A 16,674-nucleotide genomic window follows, 5' to 3' on the forward strand; every position below is an offset into this window, starting at 1 on the left:
TTCATAACGAATGAAATCCTGCGAATTAGCGAGCTAGAGTAAGAAAACTGAATCATAAGGAGGGAGGTGGGCATGTGTATAAAGTACATTATGTAGATGATAATGAAAATATAAGAATTCTACCTGAGAGACCTAAGATAGATAATGATACATTTGGAAAGAAAAATTATTTTGTTTGCAAAAAAAAACATTATAGCTACGAACAGGAAATAAGAGCGATTATTTTCAAAGAAGAACAAGAAAATTTGTTTATTGACATAAACCTAAATGATTTTATTGAGACTGTGTATATTAGTCCGTTTGCAGCTAGTTGGTATGTATCTTTGGTGAAAGAGATTGTAAAAAAATACAATTTAGATGTCCCTATCTTTAATTCTGAAATAAAGCTTTGAAAATGTCTTTGTGCTGAATACATAGAAATTCATAAGCATAAGATCATAACGAATTTGTAAACGAACTAGTTAAATCATAGTTAAATGCATAAATACAAATTACAAAGGATTTTAGGAAAAGAAAACTGAATTACATACTCTGTAGCCTTTTCCCAAGCTCAATTGGTTAGAGTTTCCTGAACAGTGAATCAATCCTGGATTGCCCCAGGATTGATTGGTCACATATTTGGTCACGAACTCTTTATAATTCAATTTACCTTATAGTCCCGAACCCTAATAAAATCAACGATTTAATAATAGAGTGTAAGGCGTTTAACCCTTTCCTCTATATCAGTTGGTTAGAGCGGTCGGCTCATAACCGATTGGTCACAGGTTCGAGTCCTGTAGGGCCCACTTCACTTAAACCCTTACCTAGTAAGGGTTTTTTGCTGTATGTAGGCTCATAGGAGTGAGTATACTCGTGCCGAGAAAGGCCGTATTTTTAAGCTTGCTAACTGATTTGCTAACGGAGACTTTTATTCCACAGGTTCAAGCTGCTTTTCTGCGAATTTTTTGAGTTCATTTTCAATTCTGTCAACTGCTTCTTCCTGCATGAACGGGAGCAGATGTGAGTACCTCTCGTTGAACATTGCCGGAGTCATACCCAGCCGTTCGGCAGCCACCTTTGGATTGATCCCAATGGCCAGAAGGAATGAAGCATGTGTATGGCGCTGATCGTGGAACCGGATTTTCTTGACTCAACTTACGTAGAGTCAAAATTGAGTTGACCCCAAGCCGGTGTTAAGGTGAAAACACCGCTTCCTTTGGTAAAGTGAGATTGTCGAGATCCACTAAACCACAGAAGAGGTGTCCCTTACTTGATAAAATAAAAGTGGTCTCTAGATCAACTCCCACCTGAAATGAGACCTGCTTTTCAGGAACTCGGTGTTTTGAAGCACTTGAGAAAAGCAGGATTCAAAAAGACGTTTGGTTATACCTGTTCCCATCTGTTTATGCTCGTTTTTGTCTTGCTTTTTCATCAGAAGAACTGGTTTCGTCTGCTCGAAAGTTCCAAAGGTGAAACGTTTCCTGGCAAAGATGCCGTCTACCGCTTTCTGGATCACAGCCAATTTGCTTGGCGGCGTTTCTTGACTTCACTCAGCAGCGACACTGTCCAGCGAGTCGAAACCTTGACCTCCGTCACGCGAACTTCCGTGTTCATCGTCGACGATTCCATGTTTGAACGAAATCGCAGCAAAGCCGTAGAACTTCTGGCTAGGTTCAAGGATCACGCACCGGTGCTTATTATAAGGGATTTCGTATGCTGACTTTAGGCTGGTCGGACGGCCATACGTTTCTCCCTTTGGAGCGATCCTCTGGGTACAAACGCCGGAAGGAAGCTCTTCTTTCGGCCCCACATCTGGTTTCTGAACTGTTGAACCGGGCCATCGCCTCGGGGGGTCCTGCGACTTACGTACTCGTGGACAACTGGTTCACTCATGCGCCCTTAATCGGGCGAGTGGTGCAGCGAGGTCTTCATGTCATTGGCATGGTGAAAAACGACAACAAGCTGTATCTGTTCATGGCAAGCAGGTCGATCTCAATGGTCTTTACCGATCTGCTACACAAGTGCAAGGGAAGCAACGGACTATTTTGCGTCAGATTCATACGGAACTGTTCTTGGGATTCCAGTCGTCGTGGTCTTTGTTCGCCATCGCTCCAAGAAAAGCGAGTGGCTCGCGATTCTATCGACGGATCTCACACTGACGGCACCGGAAATCATTCAAATCTACGCTTTACGCTGGGATATAGATAACGATCATGAAGAAAAAACAGAATAACATTCGTCCTTCGCTGAAAGATCCTCCCATACAACCAAAGAAGTGTTGACTTATGCAGGTGAGAATAATGAAAAATAGCGTCGGAATTATCCATCATGCAACCATACAGAGTCTTCAAACAACTGTAAACTCATGGCTTCATGGACATAAGAATGTCACGGTGAAGTCTATCCAGTACCAAAGAGAACAAAATAGTCACGTTGCATTTATCTGGTACGAAGATTAATGAAAGAGAGAAGAGCACCTTAACGGGTGCTTTTTTTATGCATATAAATGACCTTCTGTAAGCCGTTCTCAGGGATTGTACTAAGGAACGTGTGTTTGTGTAGTGATGGGAAGAAAAGAGCAGGACGGGCAGGTCTTCTCCGTCTCCTGCCGAGTTTTCGGCTGATCGAAGATGAAAAACCAACTCAACTCAAATCCAATAGAAAAGGAAAATTATCTCTATAGTCGAAAGTATTATATGAGGTGATTTTATGAATACACGGCAAAATGCAGAAAAGGAAATAAGGGAATTTTTAAATTCCGATGAATCTGTAATCTTAATCACAGGTACTCATCAGTATCAGAAGCATAGTCTTGTTTTGGAGGTATTATCTGAAGTGGCCTCTCCCTCCACAGTATTATTTAGAGCCAACAGTATGAGGAATTTTGGAACCATTTTGGAAAATCCAACAGCTACTTATAAGACAGGACACGGCTATGGATTTGGTTCCCATAGGGTATATGTTGATTCTATAAAATCAACATCTTGGACGAAGACTCCTTATGCTGTTGATTTCTCAATTATTTATCCTATTGATTCAGTGTGCAAAAATAATAGTAAGGAAGAAATTATTCAAGATCTTGTACAACGTACTAACAATAAAGTGTTTTTAATAAGCTGGACGGATAATTATGACTACAGTTGGTTAGATGAACTTGTAGATAGAAAAGTGATTTATGATGTGGAGGTAGAAGATCCGGAATATCATGCAAGAATGCTAAAGAGTTTAAGAAAAATCTAGAGCCGATAGGCTCTTTTTTATTATGGCTTTAGCCAGTTGAGCGCGAGAAACGCGGGAAACAAAAAAACACCCGCTATGCGGATGGAGGGAACGGAGATTTGACCACTAAGACCATTCCGATAGAATTGAGATGTTCAGGCTCAAGCGAAAGGAATGGTCAAAGATGGCAAACAAGAGCTATAGCCTAGCTCACACGAAATGGATGTGCAAATATCATATCGTGTTCACCCCGAAATATAGACGGAAAGAAATATATAATCAAGTGAGGAAAGAACTAATCGAAATTTTCAGACGTCTATGTAAGTATAAGGGAGTCGAAATTCTAGAAGGTCACATGATGCCCGATCATGTTCACATGTTGGTAGCAATCCCACCGAAAATAGCGGTCTCCACATTTATGGGATATGCAAAGGGAAAAAGTTCGCTCATGATCTTCGAGAAACACGCTCAGCTCAAGTACAAATACGGAAATCGGAAATTTTGGGCAGAAGGCTACTATGTAAGCACAGTAGGTCTGAATGAGGCCACCGTAGCCAAATATATTCTTGAACAAGAAGCACATGACCAGGCAATCGATAAGTTGAGTGTAAAAGAGTATGAAGATCCATTTAGCGACAAAAGGAACAAAAAGAAATAAGCCCGTTTAATGGGTCCGTGAAAAAGACAAATTACACTGAGCCTGAACAGAACTGCTGTCAGGCTAGCGTCTTTAGGCGCAGTTTGGCAACAAGGGTTATACCCCAAGAGCAAACCACCCGTTGGACGGGTGGTCCTGGTTGTAGGCCCAGAAGACAAATAATGACAATTAGTTACAGGAAAAAAATTTTTTGCATATTAATTCTAGAATTTTGTAATTCGAAGTACCTATTCCTTATTTTGGTTATTTATTATACAATTACTTCAATCCCATTTTAAAGAAAAAAATGGAATACATATTATATTAGGAGGATTATTGTGAAAAAAACGTTAACAGTATTATCTTTAGTAGGTTTATTATTATCTTCTTTCTCAGCCACCTCAGCTTCAGCTCAAAGTTCTAGTGTTACGGAAGCAACTTATCTGGAAAATGAGTCTTCTGCAATATCGCCATTCGCAATAATTAAATATCCGGGAGCGGGTACATATTATCAGCCTTTGTCAACAACTTCTACTAAATTTTCTCATTTTAATATGCGAAGTACAAATTATGGTGATGTAACTACTCAGGTTGTCCGAACAGTTACCATGAGAAAATACGCACAATTGACTGTAGGTGGAGAATTCGAATTAAATATAATAGCAACAAAGGTCAACACTTCCGTTGAGGTACAAGCTGGATTGGATTATACTGTAAGTACTTCTGTTACTTGGAATGTTCCTGGTAAAAGTGTTTACGACCTTAGTGCTGGAGAAGAAGTTGTTAGAACAATAGGTTATATTGAAATTGCTAATACATCTGGGGTTGTAGTGCAACAAAAATCCGTTACAGCAGAATATACATCTCGTGAATATTCTGATGCTGTGTTAGTATCTAAATTATAAAATTAAGAAAAAACTAAGAAGTCAGCCTATCCATTACAGGTAGGCTGGCTTCTTAGATCTATTTTAAGGGGTGGAAGTTCTTGCGTTTGAAAAAACGAATTACTTTATTATTATTTTCAATTATAATTTCTTCATGTTCGAATAATGATCAAGCAATAAATAAAGAAACTTCTTTGAAAGCTTCACCTACAACTATTAGCCAATCAGAAGAGTTTTTGACCGGAAAAAACTTTCCGGATGCAGATTCATTCGTCGTAACCAAATTCGCACTATCATACAATGAGTTTGACAATTCTATAATTATTTCTGTTAGTTATAAATTAGATTCCACCCCAAGAAATTTTATTTTAAATGGCAATCATTCATACTATCTTTTTGCTACAGTTCCTGTTAAGCTAAACGATTATTTCGAGTCGCCAAACTCGGAAGTTACTGAAGGCGAAAAATTAATTGACGATGATAATGCAGAATATCAAGTTCATATTAAGGCTCCTTTAAAAAAAGAAATTAATAAAAATAAAATAGAATCGATTGTAAAAAACCCCAATGAATATACTTTAACTCTCTATGAAAAAGTAGATTACCCAGCTAAAAAAGTAGTAAATGTTTTTGAGGGATTAGAATTATTAAATAAATAAATGCTGTGATTAGTTATCAGATAAGATCAAATTCATATTATCAGATTAAGCTTAGATCATGATTTAAATGTAATTCCCCTTCCTTAAGCGATCAGTTGAAACTAGGAAATATTTACTATAAAAATACCCCGCCGGATTGTTCTGGCGGGGCGTTTTTTATGTAACTGCTTCTAGCTCGGATGAAGAAACGGCTTGCTGTGTCATCCCCGTTCTCCGCTATGGCTTCTTTCCCTTAATAGTCAGTCCAATAATTTATGTTCCCAGTCAATGGCGGTTGCTGTGACTTGTGTGAGCCTACTCCGGTATGAGTTATAAACGGAACATCCCTTCCCACGCTTCTATCACAATGGCACTCTCAACCGGCAGCTTGTCATCCCACTCAATGTAGCGTCCGCCGCAAACCTGCATTGATTGCTGCGGGCCGCCGTCCACTCATACGTCACAGTTTATCTAGAGAAGGCACCCGGCGAAAGTGCCCGTTGAACTGGAACATGACTCGAAGGAGCTTGCGCGATGTATCATCCAGCATGGCGCTTCACCGCCTCCGGTATCCAAGACAAAATGCCCGGAACTAGAAATAGAACGGACTTCCGGGGTTGAGTTTTAACCCCGGCTCTCCCCTTTGCTTACCTCTTTACATTAAAGGAGCGTGATATTTTGAATACCCATGTATGTCTTGTAGTGGTTGAGCAGGCGGAAGACGGCGGCATCGGAATGTATTTTCCTGACTTTCCAGGTACCTCGATTATTCCAAAGGATTTAGAAGACGGCATCTGGCGCGCAAAGGAATTACTGGCTTTCCGACTTCTGGAGCTGGAGGAAAAGGGTGAAGCTTTCCCCAAGCCTTCTTCCCCGATGCTATTGAGTTTGAGGACAGTACAGACCGTGTTATCTTCGTTGATGTGTTTTGGCCTCCATACAAAGATGCGGCGGCTAATAAGTCCGTAACGAAGAATGGCATGTTGCCAAAATGGCTGCGTGATGCTGCTGGTTTGAATTATTTCTTGCTGCTCCAAAATGCGGTTAAGAAGCTCTACGTATTGAAGAAAATAGCCATTAATGGAAATTGAAAATCATTTTCTTCATGTGTATTATCCATTAGACACCTGCTATAATCCTCATCGGATGAGGGATTTGCTATGTTGATATCAGTTATTATTCTACACTAAATGTCCTGTTATGGCGATATATGGGATTACATGCTATGCTTTCTTTATATATATTGCAGAGTTAATATGAATCCCATAGTATCATCCCGAAGTGAAGACGCAAAGAAATCTATAATTAATTGAGAACAGATTACTCGAAATTTTTAGACGTCTATGTAAATATGAGGAGGTGAAAATTCTAGAAGTTGACATAATGTTGATCATGTTCATGCCGGTGGCGATTTCGCCGAAAATTGCGGTCTCAACATTCATGGGATATTTATAGGGGAAAAGTTCGCTCATGATATTCGAAAAGCATGTTTGACAAGGGGGTATGCCCCAAGATCAAGCCACCCGTTGGACCAAATAGGTTCGTGATTAATGCAACTAGATTCTTTAAGGAGAGGTGCAATGAATAAAATCAACCGTATTATTTTAGTGATAAATAGTCTGTTGGTTATTTTATTGGTGTTTTTGTTGATAAAGACTTTATACGAGAAAGATGAAAAAACAAGCGTGACAAGTCAGCTTTCTATTTTGTTTGATTTTGACAACACTGACTTGAGAAGGATAGATCAGTTTATTGATAATTTTAATGCTGGAAAAGCAGATTACTTAATGCTAATTCCTCAGCCTATCGATAGTGGCTATATAATTAATGATGTCTCCATTGAGGGTAAGACCGTCACTTGGAGCGTTGACAACAGCAGAGATGCATTGAGTGTAGCAAAAGGAATGAATTATTCTTGTGAGAAAATCGAGAAGGAAGAAACCAATGACTTCTACAACATATTGCTTAGCAATTGTAGTGAATTCAAGCCGGATGAAAAGCTAAAAGTGTTTAGCATTGATAAGAAAGAGCTGTAGTATGGGATATTTAATCCTAGTAAGGGGTGAATCAATGAAAGTATTGGACGGTCTCTAGCTTCCCTTAAGGAGGTTAGAGCTAAGTTGAGCAGAAGTATGAAGAAATCACCGGTATGTAAAGAGTACGGCGGTCGTTGGAGCAAACGGCAAGCGAGTAAGGCAGTGCGGAGATACACTGAGGATATTCTGTTTGGGAGTTGCTACCGCAAGATTTATTGTTCCTGGAATATTAGTGATTGGAGATTTTACACGCCTTATGCGCAGGCGGTCAAGGAATGGGAGACCACTGGCAGCACTTGGCGCAGACAAGTTAGCTTTCTGGAAATGGCTTTAGACTGGAATAAGAACTTTAAAAGAAAATAAGAAAAGAAGCCGCCGGCAGGGAAGCGCTGGTGGCTTCTTTTCTTATTAGTTACCCGTCTTTACGTAAACTGCAACTAAGCGGAATTCATTTAATTTCTATCTACCAGAATAGTATAAGCTGTTATGTTTCCGAATTCATCATATGAAAATATAGTTGAAGCTCCGTATTGAACAGCCTGAACCCATCCATCTTCATACAATACAATAGCTCCATCATTAAAGATTAGCTCGAGTGTTCCTGGGAGATACTTCCAATATCCTGAATTCATATGGACAATAATTTGTTCAAAACTAGCCTTAGCATTAACGTCTTGTGCAGTAGCTTTGCTTACAGTAGCTACTGAGGATAGATCAGGAGCCTTGGTTGGTGCAGTTGCTGCAAATGATGTAGAGCCTAGAGCGAAACAAGCTGAAACAGTTAAGAGACCAACTAAAATTTTCTTTTTCATACTGCCATACCTCCATAATTAAGTTTTTTGTTTTTCATAAATAATAATAAATTAATTGGATTTATATGTATGTAAGTAAAAAGTATGGTTTTTGTAGAAAAATAATGTTATATATTGGAGAAAAATGTCGTATTGTAAAATAAATTAGTAATTGATTAATATGTCCTAGGACTTTAATAGGAATATTAATTGATAAAATTATATTTACCCTTAGTTTAGAAAAGATTTTTATACATGAAAAATGGGCCATTTTATGGCCCGAATGTGCAACTTGAATATTCTAGCTAGAGTCAACTCTCCCCAATTTCACCCAATACTTATTACCCTAACATCGAAGGCAAAAAGTACAAGAGAAAAAATATAAGAACGACCACGCTGGTAATCCGGCTCATCAGAAGATAAGCATCGCTGGGCTCGGAGTCGCCTTGGACCATCCAGCCATACCGCAGATGCCAGCCCAGGGCCGGGAAGAAGATATTCAGGACCGCTATGATTACAACTAATATAATAAACAGAACAGCCATAGTGTTACCAACTCCTTTATCCATGTACGCACTCCGGGTGGAAGAGGTTGCACAAAACAGGAACTTCCCCCGCCAAGTGACATTTCTGTCATACCCTGCTCCCGGATTGTTAGGCGATTCGATGGGGGATTCCAAGCCTGCCTCTTATACTGTAAATAGTTGATCTATTTCAGAAAGGGGACTATCCACCAGTGACTGATGCAATCAAAGCTATAATATTAGGGATTATAGAGGGACTGACTGAATTCCTGCCGGTCTCGTCTACCGGACATCTGGTGCTGGCCGGGGATCTGCTGAAGTTCGAGGGGGATACGGCGGTAACCTTCAAGATTGTGATACAGCTCGGGGCCGTACTGGCGGTGCTCCTGCTGTATTGGAAGAAGTATCTCCATATTGGTGTCAATATGCTGAAGATGGACTTCGCGAAAAGCAAGGGCCTGAACGCCATACATATGTTCCTGGCCATGATTCCGGCATTAATTGTGTATCTGTTCTTCAAGGACATGATCAAGACTCACTTGTTCGGGCCTGAGCCGGTTCTGATCGGGCTGGTGGCTGGCGCCATCCTGATGATCTTCGCGGCACGCAGCAGAGGAACCAAGACGGCAGATACCGTAGACCATCTGAATTATAAACAAGCCTTCGGGATCGGGTTATTCCAATGCCTGGCCCTGTGGCCCGGGTTCTCGCGCTCCGGCTCGACCATCTCAGGCGGTCTGCTGCTGGGCACCAGCCAGAAGGCCGCGGCTGACTTCACCTTCCTGATCTCCGTGCCCGTCATGTTCGGTGCGAGTCTACTGGATCTGTACGACAGCTGGGATCTGCTGAACTCGGATGCGCTGACACTGATGCTGATCGGCTTCGTGACATCCTTTGTAGTGGCACTGATTGAGGTGGTAACATTCATTAAGCTGATCAAACGGCTGCGCCTGGAATGGTTCGCGCTCTACCGCTTCGTCATAGCCGCACTATTCTATGTAATTGTCATCCTATAATGCCCACGAAATCTATTGAATCCACGAAATGAATCCTTAGTCCACAAGCTTAACCCTGCCGGATCTCCGGCGGGGTCACTTGTGCACAGGCCGCTAAGGCGACAGCTCAGCCGTATTCCTTGGGCTCCTGAAGCAGGATGGAGAAGGTCTTGGTTCCGTGATCCACCTCAATCGTCTCAATACCCACGAAGTCCGGGATTTCAGGATGCACCGCATCCACACTATAATCAGGATGAGTCAGCAGTAATTCAATGACCTGCAAGGCGTCCATGTCGATCTTGATCCCCTTTACAGTAGAATCTCACCATGTATAGAGGTGCTTACTGGTCTGTATCTCTATCCCGTATTATCCCCGCATCGCTTAGCGAATATGTCTATGGATGATATTTCTGTCTTCGCTGCGCTCCATGACGGCCATCAGCTGCCCCTGAAAAATCCGCCGCTGGATCTGGTCAATCCGCTGCACCGCCAGCGGAACCGGGACCTGGAAGGTTACAGCGAGCACGGCAACGGCATCATCGCGCAGCTCAGGCAAGCTACCCTTAGAGATCATTGAATAGGGCATGGAGGCGTACAGAATAAACCGCTCGGATTCATCCTTCTGCGCTTGCGTGAACTGTGCTGGCATCAGGGTCGACTTCCCGGCATGGCGCAGCAGATGGCAGAGCTCATGGAGGAATTCCAGCCGCTGAAGCTCAGGAGGCAGACGGTTGTCGATATACACACTGTACATTCCGGCCGCAGCTTCTACCGCCTTGCTTCGGACATCCAGGTAATGCACCCAGATATTCAGCCGTTCTGCTATGTAACTGATGGAGATGTCGGACGGCTGACGGACTCCAATCCGCTGATAGAGGTCCTCTGTCCATTGCTCCAATGCTGTCATCTGATAATAACCTTGCATCATCAATCACCTCGATATAAGATCGTATGTTCGTATTATTGGCCAAAAGAAAAGCCCGAAAGGGCTAAGCAATCCGCCTCCAAGCGGCGGCTGAATGGAACGGGTGTTCCTATGTATGTAAGCATAAAGGAATTACACTCGAATATCAAGTGTTTTTCCCAAGCTGGGGTGCGGGGCCTGGCTCAGCATCTGGACCATACTCTGGGCCCCGCTCTGCGCCTGCTCCTTGGCAAGACTCATAACCTGCAGCCCTGCGGCCTGCTGTAAGGCAGACTGGCTCATGACCACGGATAATGCGGCAATATCCATAACAGCAACCTCCATCAGGGATTGGAACTTGGTCTTTCCTCTCTTATATCGGCCGCTGGCCGCCTGTCCGTTAGGTGAATGTGATTTCTTTGCCGTAAGGCCCATGCGCCGGGGCGGAAATTCACATATTCTGTGCTGTATTCAATATTCAAGAGGAGGAATTAATGATGGGAGCAGAATATGGTTGCGGTTGTGGAAATAACGTTGGCGGTGTGAATCAGGGACCTCCAATCGTTCCGGTGGTTAGCCCTTGGACTTCCACAGGTGCTATTCTGGTATTGTTCATCCTGCTGGTTATTATCACCAAAGCTTGCCTGTTCTAGAATGACCTGCAGCAAGCCCAGCCCTGTCCGGCCCCGTGCCGGCCAGGGCTATTTTTTCTTTTTTTTGCGGACCGCCGGCCCGATCTGGCGTTTGGTTCTGCCTGTAGCTGCATCGATTTCGACGATATAGAGTTCTTTGATTGTTCCGGCGAGCGAGAACCATTCCTGTAAGGCTTCCGCCTCGGACATCGGACCGTACAGCCGTCTGCCCCGGTAACAGATATAGAACACTCGCGGCTCTCCATCTTCGTTATTAGCTCCCTTTTCATTGTACGCTTCATTCCAGTGAAATAGGGATAAAATAACAGGGGCAAGGTCTGTACAAGCTGGATGAAGCCGTGTCGCCTATTTGAACATGAACTCTACCCGGGTGCCGTCAGCGAAGTCCTCCAGCTGATTGCCTACCCAGCTCCCTGCCCCGCGGTTATCGCCGGGGGATATGTACTTGATATCTGCGCCGCTCCCGCCCTCTGCACACATGGCCATCGGCCATTCGTCGCGGTCGTAGCCTTTTTTGACGGGGACGCCCTTCAGGGATTCCTTACGGTTCTGCTCGGCCTCCTTACGGTCAATCGTGCATACGGCCGAATGCCCCTTGCGGATCGCTTCCTTGATGTGCTTGGCCGTCTGCGGAAACCGCTCTGCCGGGAATTCCAGCTTCACGACCTCGGACTTACCCGATGAAGGCTGCTGCGGGGGCCACTGGCCGTCCTCTCCGAACCAGTAAGCGGCCAGACTGATGAGAAGAATGAGGAAGAGACTGATGATGGATTTACGCTTGTTCATATCTGCTCCTTGTACAGTGTTGTAATATAGCCTTCGGCTTCCATTAGTATAGCATTGAAACCGCCCGGATGGCGGGACATTCGCCGTGCTTAAATTCCACAATTCGTCATAAAATGTACAAACACATGGTAAAGGATGGTGGAAAATGTGGAAGAACGCAATCTGAGGGACCTGCTGGACGCCGCTTCCCGGCTGATTGGCGATGTGCAGTGGCAGGCGGCTTTTCGCAAAGTACAGATGGCTCCCGCAGATGCGGAGCTGGCTGAGCCGGCACGGAAGCTGCTCGGGACGCTATATTGGCTGCAGGGGCAGGGGATCATCAGCGGGCAGCATGACTACCTGGAGAGCCCGGATGACCTGAATAACAAGCTGAAGACTACGGCCGGCACGTATGCCGGGATTCACGGTTATGAGATGGGACCGATCAGTAATCAGACGGAGAAGCAGATCGCAAGCCAGCGGCAGGGTGTGACGGACAGCGCCATCCGCTGGCACAAAGCCGGAGGCATGGTAGCGATGACCTACCACGCCAATCTGCCGGGGACGGCCCCGGCCTGGACGAATGTGTCGATGAGCCTGAGCGAAGCCAATTTCACCCCATACATCACCCCGGGGACGACGCAGAATACGGCCTTGCTGGCAGAGCTGGATAAGGTCGCTGTCTTCCTCCGGAAACTGCAGGACGCCGGCGTGCCCGTCCTCTGGAGACCTTACCATGAGATGAACGGCGGCTGGTTTTGGTGGGGGCAGAAGTCGTCTTTTGTCACCCTCTGGAACCTCATGTTCAACCGCTTCACCGTCTATCATAAGCTGCACAATCTGCTGTGGGTGTGGAGTCCTAATGCAAAGAACAAGAATAGTGAGGACCCGGCGAAATATTATCCCGGCAGCGGCAGAGTGGATGTGCTGGCAGCGGATATCTATGACGGGGACTACAAGGATAGCCATCATGACAGCATGTGGGACCTGGGGCGCGGCAAGCTGATTGCCATTGGCGAGAACGGACAGCTTCCGCAGGCTTCGGTACTAAGAGGTACGCAGAATAAATGGAGCTACCAGTTAACCTGGGGCAAGCTGCTGTATGAGCAGAATAAGGAGGCGGCGATCCGGGCTTATATGAACGACAGCTTCGTGCTCACCAGGGATGAATATGCAGCCAAAGCCGCAGCCTTCGATGCCTCCGCAGGAGTGGTGCTGAAGCCGGGGCTCTACGGGCAATACTACAATAACATTACGCTTAGCGGCACGCCGGCACTGAGCCGGACGGATGCGAACATTAACTTCGCCTGGAGGCAGGCCTCGCCGGGTCCGGGAATTAATGCAGACCTGTTCTCGGTACGCTGGAGCGGCAGGCTGAGTGCAGCGTTCAGCGAGACGTATACGATCTACTCCTATTCGGATGACGGCATCCGGATATGGATTGACGGGAAGCTGGTCATTGACAGCTGGATTAAGCAGAGCGGACAGGAACGGAAAGGCACGGCGGAACTGATTGCGGGGAAGCTGCATGAGCTGAAGGTGGAGTACTATGAGAACCAGGGAGATGCGCGGGCGGTGCTGATGTGGGAGAGCCAGAGCCAGGGCAGAAGCGTAATTCCGCCGGAGGCTCTATACCTCCCTGGATAAGTAGAGGGATCAGATCTGTTCGCGGTAGCTGATGTTGTTGGCGACCTTCTCGTCGCGGACAGCCTGGCGCAGGATATCCTTAACCTCATGAGCCTTACGAATTCTATAGAAGGGAAGCTGAGGAGATGAAGTATCATCCGACAAAATAATAAGCGTCCCTATACCCAGAATACGCTGCATAATGGACTGGGTGACGGAGAAATCGTTGACACGCAGCAGCTCGATTTCTTCGGCATCCTTACCGATCAGACCGCTTCTCACCTTGATCCGCTGGGAGGTAATCGTGTACCTCGTCGTATTCAGTCCGATCAGCCCCTTGAGACGGTCGGAGATGCCGGCAGGCTTGCCCTGCCACAGCTCAGTTTCCGGCTGGGAGCCTCGGCCCCGGCTTGTAACCGGACGCTGTGACCCGCCCGCCGCATGATCCCCCGTGTCCGCTCCGCATTCTCCGCAGAACTTGGCACCTTGCTTGTATTCTGTACCACAGGCTGTGCAATAAGGCATAGGATCGCTTCCTCTCATCTGACAGATAGATTCATTATAATATAACGAAAATCCCCAGTCACCAAGGGTTCCGGCTGGATTTCTATTCATTGAATACGCTTCAACGCAAGAAGATGTTTCATTTCCTTTCCTTTTACAATAATTTCATTTGCGCTTAAATCTAATCGCGATTATTCTGTTAAGTGGAGGGATATGAAAATGATGAGACAAGCTTTACTGGCAGGCGTATTATTCGTTGTTATGATCCTTAGCGCCTGCGGCAATAACAGTGCTGAACCGGCTTCCCCGGAAGAGGTGCAGGACACGGTACTTAACTTTTACAATGAAATGACCAGATTTGACGAAATGGGTAAAACCTCGCTGGAAAACTTCAATGCGACACTAACCTCTTATTCCACCGGACAAGCCACCGGCAAGGAGCTGCAGAAGGCTGTAGATCAATTCCAGAATACGGCTTCCAAGATATCGGATCAGGTGAGCGAGGTCAAGATTTCGAAGGGCCTGCCGGACACCGTAGAGACATTGCTGAGAGAATCCTTCATTGCCTTCAAGAGTGCTTATGACCTTAAGGAGCAAGCCTCCAAGAGCGCCGTATCACCCGATGTGACCCCTGAGGAATTCAATGCCATGAACCAGCAGGCGGACGTAGCGATGCTGTACGGCATCTCCAAGCTGAACGAAGCCAGACTCGAAGTGGGACTGATTACGTCAGAGGACGGCCTGCAGACTAGTGTGGGAACCGTATCGGATGCAGACGCCAAGACGGATACTGAGAGTACCGGAAGTACTGCAGACTAGAGAGAACTGTTTAATGGAATAAATGATATTAAGGCGCTTCACAGCTGAACTGTAGGCGTCTTTTTGCTGTGCAGAGGTTATGGTGCTGCTCCTCATAGCTCTCCGGGATGACATTAATTTCTGCTTGCCTAAGCGGCCGGGCCACAGCTATAATACAAACATATGTTCTGTATTGAGAGTAAGCTAAATATCAGACAGGAGGAACCGCGATGGGCAAGAAGCTGGAGGATAACGGCTTGGCGGAGCGCAGACGGATCATTTCGGCGTATATGGAGCAGCCGGGGAGAGTGGAACGGGAGACGTGGCGCAGCTTGAGGCCGGTGCTGGATGAGCAGAAGGTGGAGGAGATTGAGCATACGCTGGCCTTGTCGCTGCGCAGTCATGTGCGGGTAACCGTTGAATTATATGACCCACTGGAGCGGAGGCGCTTAAGCGGATTCGTCACCTCCATTCACACCCACTCGCGTGAATTCAAGCTGCAGTGGGCGGAAGAATGGAAGTGGCTGCTGGTAGATGATGTGCTCGAGGCCTACATTGTCTAACAAGGACCGGATCAAGTACTATGCGGTTTGAGAAAAGAGCTCCGGCTACTCCCCGCTATCCGTCTTCTCATATGCAATCAGTGTGACCTCCGGGATTCCGGTCATCTTGGCAATCGCGGATTCAGCCTCGCGGATGACCTCGATGACCTCCTCCCGGTTGTCAAACGCAGCGATCCGGTAGCTGTTGCTGTGGATGTCCATATTCATTCCGCCTTTCTGTAGGGTTTAAGGGTTACAGCTGGTCAATAGGCTTATTTTGGCCGAAGAAGCCGGAATTTATCAGGAAGCGGCGGACAGAATTCGTCGAATCCTACGCTTTTATCAGGAAAATGGGTGGTTGTCCGGGAAAATTGGAGCAAGCCGTCCGGCCAAACGTGCATATACTATACCAGGGGGTGAGTATATGCTGACGTTTGAGCAAGTGAAGAGCAAGTCGGCCGGAAGGCTTAGCAATCTGCATCCGGCTGTGCTGGCAGGGGCCAACGAGCTGATCAGACGAAGCTATAACCGTGGCGTCCCGATCATTATTACGCAGGGAATGCGTACCATAGCGGAGCAGAATGCGCTGTATGCACAAGGGAGAACGAAGAAGGGGAATATCGTGACGAATGTACGCGGCGGAAGCAGCTATCATAATTACGGCCTCGCGATTGACTTCGCCCTGCTCCTGCCGGACGGCCGGAACGTATCCTGGGATATGAACCGTGACGGGGACGGCGACAAGGTTGCGGACTGGCAGGAGGTCGCCCAGGAGGGGAAGAAGCTTGGCTTCGAATGGGGCGGGGACTGGACCTCGTTCAAGGATTACTCGCATCTGCAGATGAGCTTCGGACTGACCACTTCGGAGCTGCGCGCCGGCAAGAAGCCGACCGCCCAGCAGGTGAAAACAGCGCTGAGCATAATAAACGGAGGTGAGCCAGACGTGAACAAGGATACCCCGGTGAATATCACACTGAACGGCCGCAAGCTGACCACCGGACTCATGGATAACGATACAACCTATGCCCCGGTGCGGGCCATAGCCGAAGCGCTTGGAGCTCAGGTGGCGTATGACCCGCGTACCAAGACTGTGAATATTGTGAAGGAATAAAGTTCTCTGTATAGACCGTGTCCCGGATGGGGAAATTATCAGCGAGAAAACAACCATCTATGAAGGGG

23 protein-coding genes and 3 pseudogenes are annotated in these 16,674 nt (G+C 46.0%); 16 read left to right on the plus strand and 10 right to left on the minus strand.

Annotation, left to right across the window (positions count from 1 at the left end):
* Positions 1 to 74 precede the first annotated feature (74 nt).
* A complete protein-coding gene (locus tag K1558_RS31280) occupies positions 75 to 392 on the plus strand; it encodes a hypothetical protein (protein WP_238655879.1) in 318 nt (105 codons plus the stop codon).
* Positions 393 to 907: 515 nt separating this feature from the next.
* Here K1558_RS31280 and K1558_RS31285 read toward each other — a convergent pair.
* Positions 908 to 1,129, minus strand: a pseudogene (locus K1558_RS31285) (hypothetical protein); the annotation flags it as partial.
* A gap of 162 nt (positions 1,130 to 1,291) precedes the next feature.
* Between K1558_RS31285 and K1558_RS33245 the strand changes: the two are divergent.
* The 9 genes and pseudogenes from K1558_RS33245 to K1558_RS31330 form a co-directional block, all read left to right on the plus strand.
* Positions 1,292 to 2,185: pseudogene (locus K1558_RS33245) on the plus strand (IS4 family transposase); the annotation flags it as partial.
* 503 nt (positions 2,186 to 2,688) lie between these two features.
* Positions 2,689 to 3,219: a hypothetical protein gene (locus K1558_RS31300; protein ID WP_238655882.1), complete on the plus strand. Its 531-nt coding sequence runs from the start codon at positions 2,689 to 2,691 to the stop codon at positions 3,217 to 3,219.
* 163 nt (positions 3,220 to 3,382) lie between these two features.
* Positions 3,383 to 3,856, plus strand: coding sequence for an IS200/IS605 family transposase (gene tnpA / locus K1558_RS31305; protein WP_238655883.1), 474 nt, complete (start codon positions 3,383 to 3,385; stop codon positions 3,854 to 3,856).
* Between the two features lie 317 nt (positions 3,857 to 4,173).
* Entirely contained in the window at positions 4,174 to 4,740 is a 567-nt protein-coding gene (locus K1558_RS31310; RefSeq protein WP_238655884.1) for a hypothetical protein, read from the plus strand.
* Between the two features lie 80 nt (positions 4,741 to 4,820).
* A complete protein-coding gene (locus K1558_RS31315; protein ID WP_238655885.1) occupies positions 4,821 to 5,378 on the plus strand; it encodes a hypothetical protein in 558 nt (185 codons plus the stop codon).
* 657 nt (positions 5,379 to 6,035) lie between these two features.
* A complete protein-coding gene (locus tag K1558_RS31320) occupies positions 6,036 to 6,326 on the plus strand; it encodes a type II toxin-antitoxin system HicB family antitoxin (RefSeq protein WP_238655886.1) in 291 nt (96 codons plus the stop codon).
* Positions 6,327 to 6,642: 316 nt separating this feature from the next.
* Positions 6,643 to 6,809 (plus strand): annotated as a pseudogene (locus K1558_RS33250) (transposase); the annotation flags it as partial.
* Positions 6,810 to 6,937: 128 nt separating this feature from the next.
* Positions 6,938 to 7,393 (plus strand): DUF4362 domain-containing protein, encoded by a 456-nt coding sequence (locus K1558_RS31325; RefSeq protein ID WP_238655887.1) that lies wholly within the window; start codon positions 6,938 to 6,940, stop codon positions 7,391 to 7,393.
* Positions 7,394 to 7,477: 84 nt separating this feature from the next.
* Entirely contained in the window at positions 7,478 to 7,756 is a 279-nt protein-coding gene (locus K1558_RS31330; RefSeq protein ID WP_238655888.1) for a hypothetical protein, read from the plus strand.
* Between the two features lie 89 nt (positions 7,757 to 7,845).
* Here the strand turns inward: K1558_RS31330 and K1558_RS31335 are convergent, their stop codons facing one another.
* Positions 7,846 to 8,205 (minus strand): hypothetical protein, encoded by a 360-nt coding sequence (locus tag K1558_RS31335; RefSeq protein ID WP_238655889.1) that lies wholly within the window; start codon positions 8,203 to 8,205, stop codon positions 7,846 to 7,848.
* Between the two features lie 320 nt (positions 8,206 to 8,525).
* A complete protein-coding gene (locus tag K1558_RS31340; RefSeq protein ID WP_238655890.1) occupies positions 8,526 to 8,729 on the minus strand; it encodes a DUF6199 family natural product biosynthesis protein in 204 nt (67 codons plus the stop codon).
* Between the two features lie 191 nt (positions 8,730 to 8,920).
* On the opposite strand from K1558_RS31340, the gene K1558_RS31345 reads away from it, so the two are divergent.
* Positions 8,921 to 9,724: an undecaprenyl-diphosphate phosphatase gene (locus K1558_RS31345; RefSeq protein WP_238655891.1), complete on the plus strand. Its 804-nt coding sequence runs from the start codon at positions 8,921 to 8,923 to the stop codon at positions 9,722 to 9,724.
* A gap of 106 nt (positions 9,725 to 9,830) precedes the next feature.
* On the opposite strand, the gene K1558_RS31350 is transcribed toward K1558_RS31345, so the two are convergent.
* The 3 genes from K1558_RS31350 to K1558_RS31360 form a co-directional block, all read right to left on the minus strand.
* Positions 9,831 to 9,995 (minus strand): hypothetical protein, encoded by a 165-nt coding sequence (locus tag K1558_RS31350; RefSeq protein WP_238655892.1) that lies wholly within the window; start codon positions 9,993 to 9,995, stop codon positions 9,831 to 9,833.
* A gap of 90 nt (positions 9,996 to 10,085) precedes the next feature.
* Positions 10,086 to 10,610 carry an ImmA/IrrE family metallo-endopeptidase gene (locus K1558_RS31355; RefSeq protein ID WP_238655893.1) on the minus strand — a complete coding sequence of 175 codons (525 nt, stop codon included), beginning with the start codon at positions 10,608 to 10,610 and terminating at the stop codon, positions 10,086 to 10,088.
* 150 nt (positions 10,611 to 10,760) lie between these two features.
* Entirely contained in the window at positions 10,761 to 10,937 is a 177-nt protein-coding gene (locus K1558_RS31360) for a YjfB family protein (protein WP_238655894.1), read from the minus strand.
* Between the two features lie 167 nt (positions 10,938 to 11,104).
* Here K1558_RS31360 and K1558_RS31365 point away from each other — a divergent pair, with 167 nt between their 5' ends.
* The gene (locus K1558_RS31365; protein ID WP_155991357.1) at positions 11,105 to 11,260 is read left to right on the plus strand and encodes a hypothetical protein; all 156 of its coding nucleotides are present in this window, start codon (positions 11,105 to 11,107) and stop codon (positions 11,258 to 11,260) included.
* A gap of 48 nt (positions 11,261 to 11,308) precedes the next feature.
* Here K1558_RS31365 and K1558_RS31370 read toward each other — a convergent pair whose 3' ends face one another.
* Together K1558_RS31370 and K1558_RS31375 are read right to left on the minus strand one after the other, a co-directional pair.
* Positions 11,309 to 11,491 (minus strand): hypothetical protein, encoded by a 183-nt coding sequence (locus K1558_RS31370; RefSeq protein WP_238655896.1) that lies wholly within the window; start codon positions 11,489 to 11,491, stop codon positions 11,309 to 11,311.
* A 114-nt stretch (positions 11,492 to 11,605) separates the two neighbouring features.
* Positions 11,606 to 12,046, minus strand: coding sequence for a NucA/NucB deoxyribonuclease domain-containing protein (locus K1558_RS31375; RefSeq protein ID WP_238655897.1), 441 nt, complete (start codon positions 12,044 to 12,046; stop codon positions 11,606 to 11,608).
* A gap of 147 nt (positions 12,047 to 12,193) precedes the next feature.
* Between K1558_RS31375 and K1558_RS31380 the strand changes: the two genes are divergently transcribed.
* Positions 12,194 to 13,672 carry a glycosyl hydrolase gene (locus tag K1558_RS31380; RefSeq protein ID WP_238655898.1) on the plus strand — a complete coding sequence of 493 codons (1,479 nt, stop codon included), beginning with the start codon at positions 12,194 to 12,196 and terminating at the stop codon, positions 13,670 to 13,672.
* 9 nt (positions 13,673 to 13,681) lie between these two features.
* Here K1558_RS31380 and K1558_RS31385 read toward each other — a convergent pair whose 3' ends face one another.
* Positions 13,682 to 14,176: a PH domain-containing protein gene (locus tag K1558_RS31385; RefSeq protein WP_238655899.1), complete on the minus strand. Its 495-nt coding sequence runs from the start codon at positions 14,174 to 14,176 to the stop codon at positions 13,682 to 13,684.
* A 198-nt stretch (positions 14,177 to 14,374) separates the two neighbouring features.
* Here K1558_RS31385 and K1558_RS31390 point away from each other — a divergent pair, with 198 nt between their 5' ends.
* Positions 14,375 to 14,974, plus strand: coding sequence for a hypothetical protein (locus tag K1558_RS31390; RefSeq protein ID WP_238655900.1), 600 nt, complete (start codon positions 14,375 to 14,377; stop codon positions 14,972 to 14,974).
* Between the two features lie 209 nt (positions 14,975 to 15,183).
* The gene (locus tag K1558_RS31395; RefSeq protein WP_238655901.1) at positions 15,184 to 15,516 is read left to right on the plus strand and encodes a YolD-like family protein; all 333 of its coding nucleotides are present in this window, start codon (positions 15,184 to 15,186) and stop codon (positions 15,514 to 15,516) included.
* 45 nt (positions 15,517 to 15,561) lie between these two features.
* On the opposite strand, the gene K1558_RS31400 is transcribed toward K1558_RS31395, so the two are convergent.
* Positions 15,562 to 15,717, minus strand: a complete 156-nt coding sequence (locus tag K1558_RS31400; protein ID WP_238655902.1) for a hypothetical protein — start codon at positions 15,715 to 15,717, stop codon at positions 15,562 to 15,564.
* Between the two features lie 202 nt (positions 15,718 to 15,919).
* On the opposite strand from K1558_RS31400, the gene K1558_RS31405 reads away from it, so the two are divergent.
* Entirely contained in the window at positions 15,920 to 16,606 is a 687-nt protein-coding gene (locus K1558_RS31405; RefSeq protein ID WP_238655903.1) for a M15 family metallopeptidase, read from the plus strand.
* Positions 16,607 to 16,674: the final 68 nt, after the last annotated feature.

Origin of the sequence: Paenibacillus piscarius, assembly GCF_022234545.1 — a bacterium.
GTDB classification, from domain to species: domain Bacteria; phylum Bacillota; class Bacilli; order Paenibacillales; family Paenibacillaceae; genus Paenibacillus_AQ; species Paenibacillus_AQ piscarius.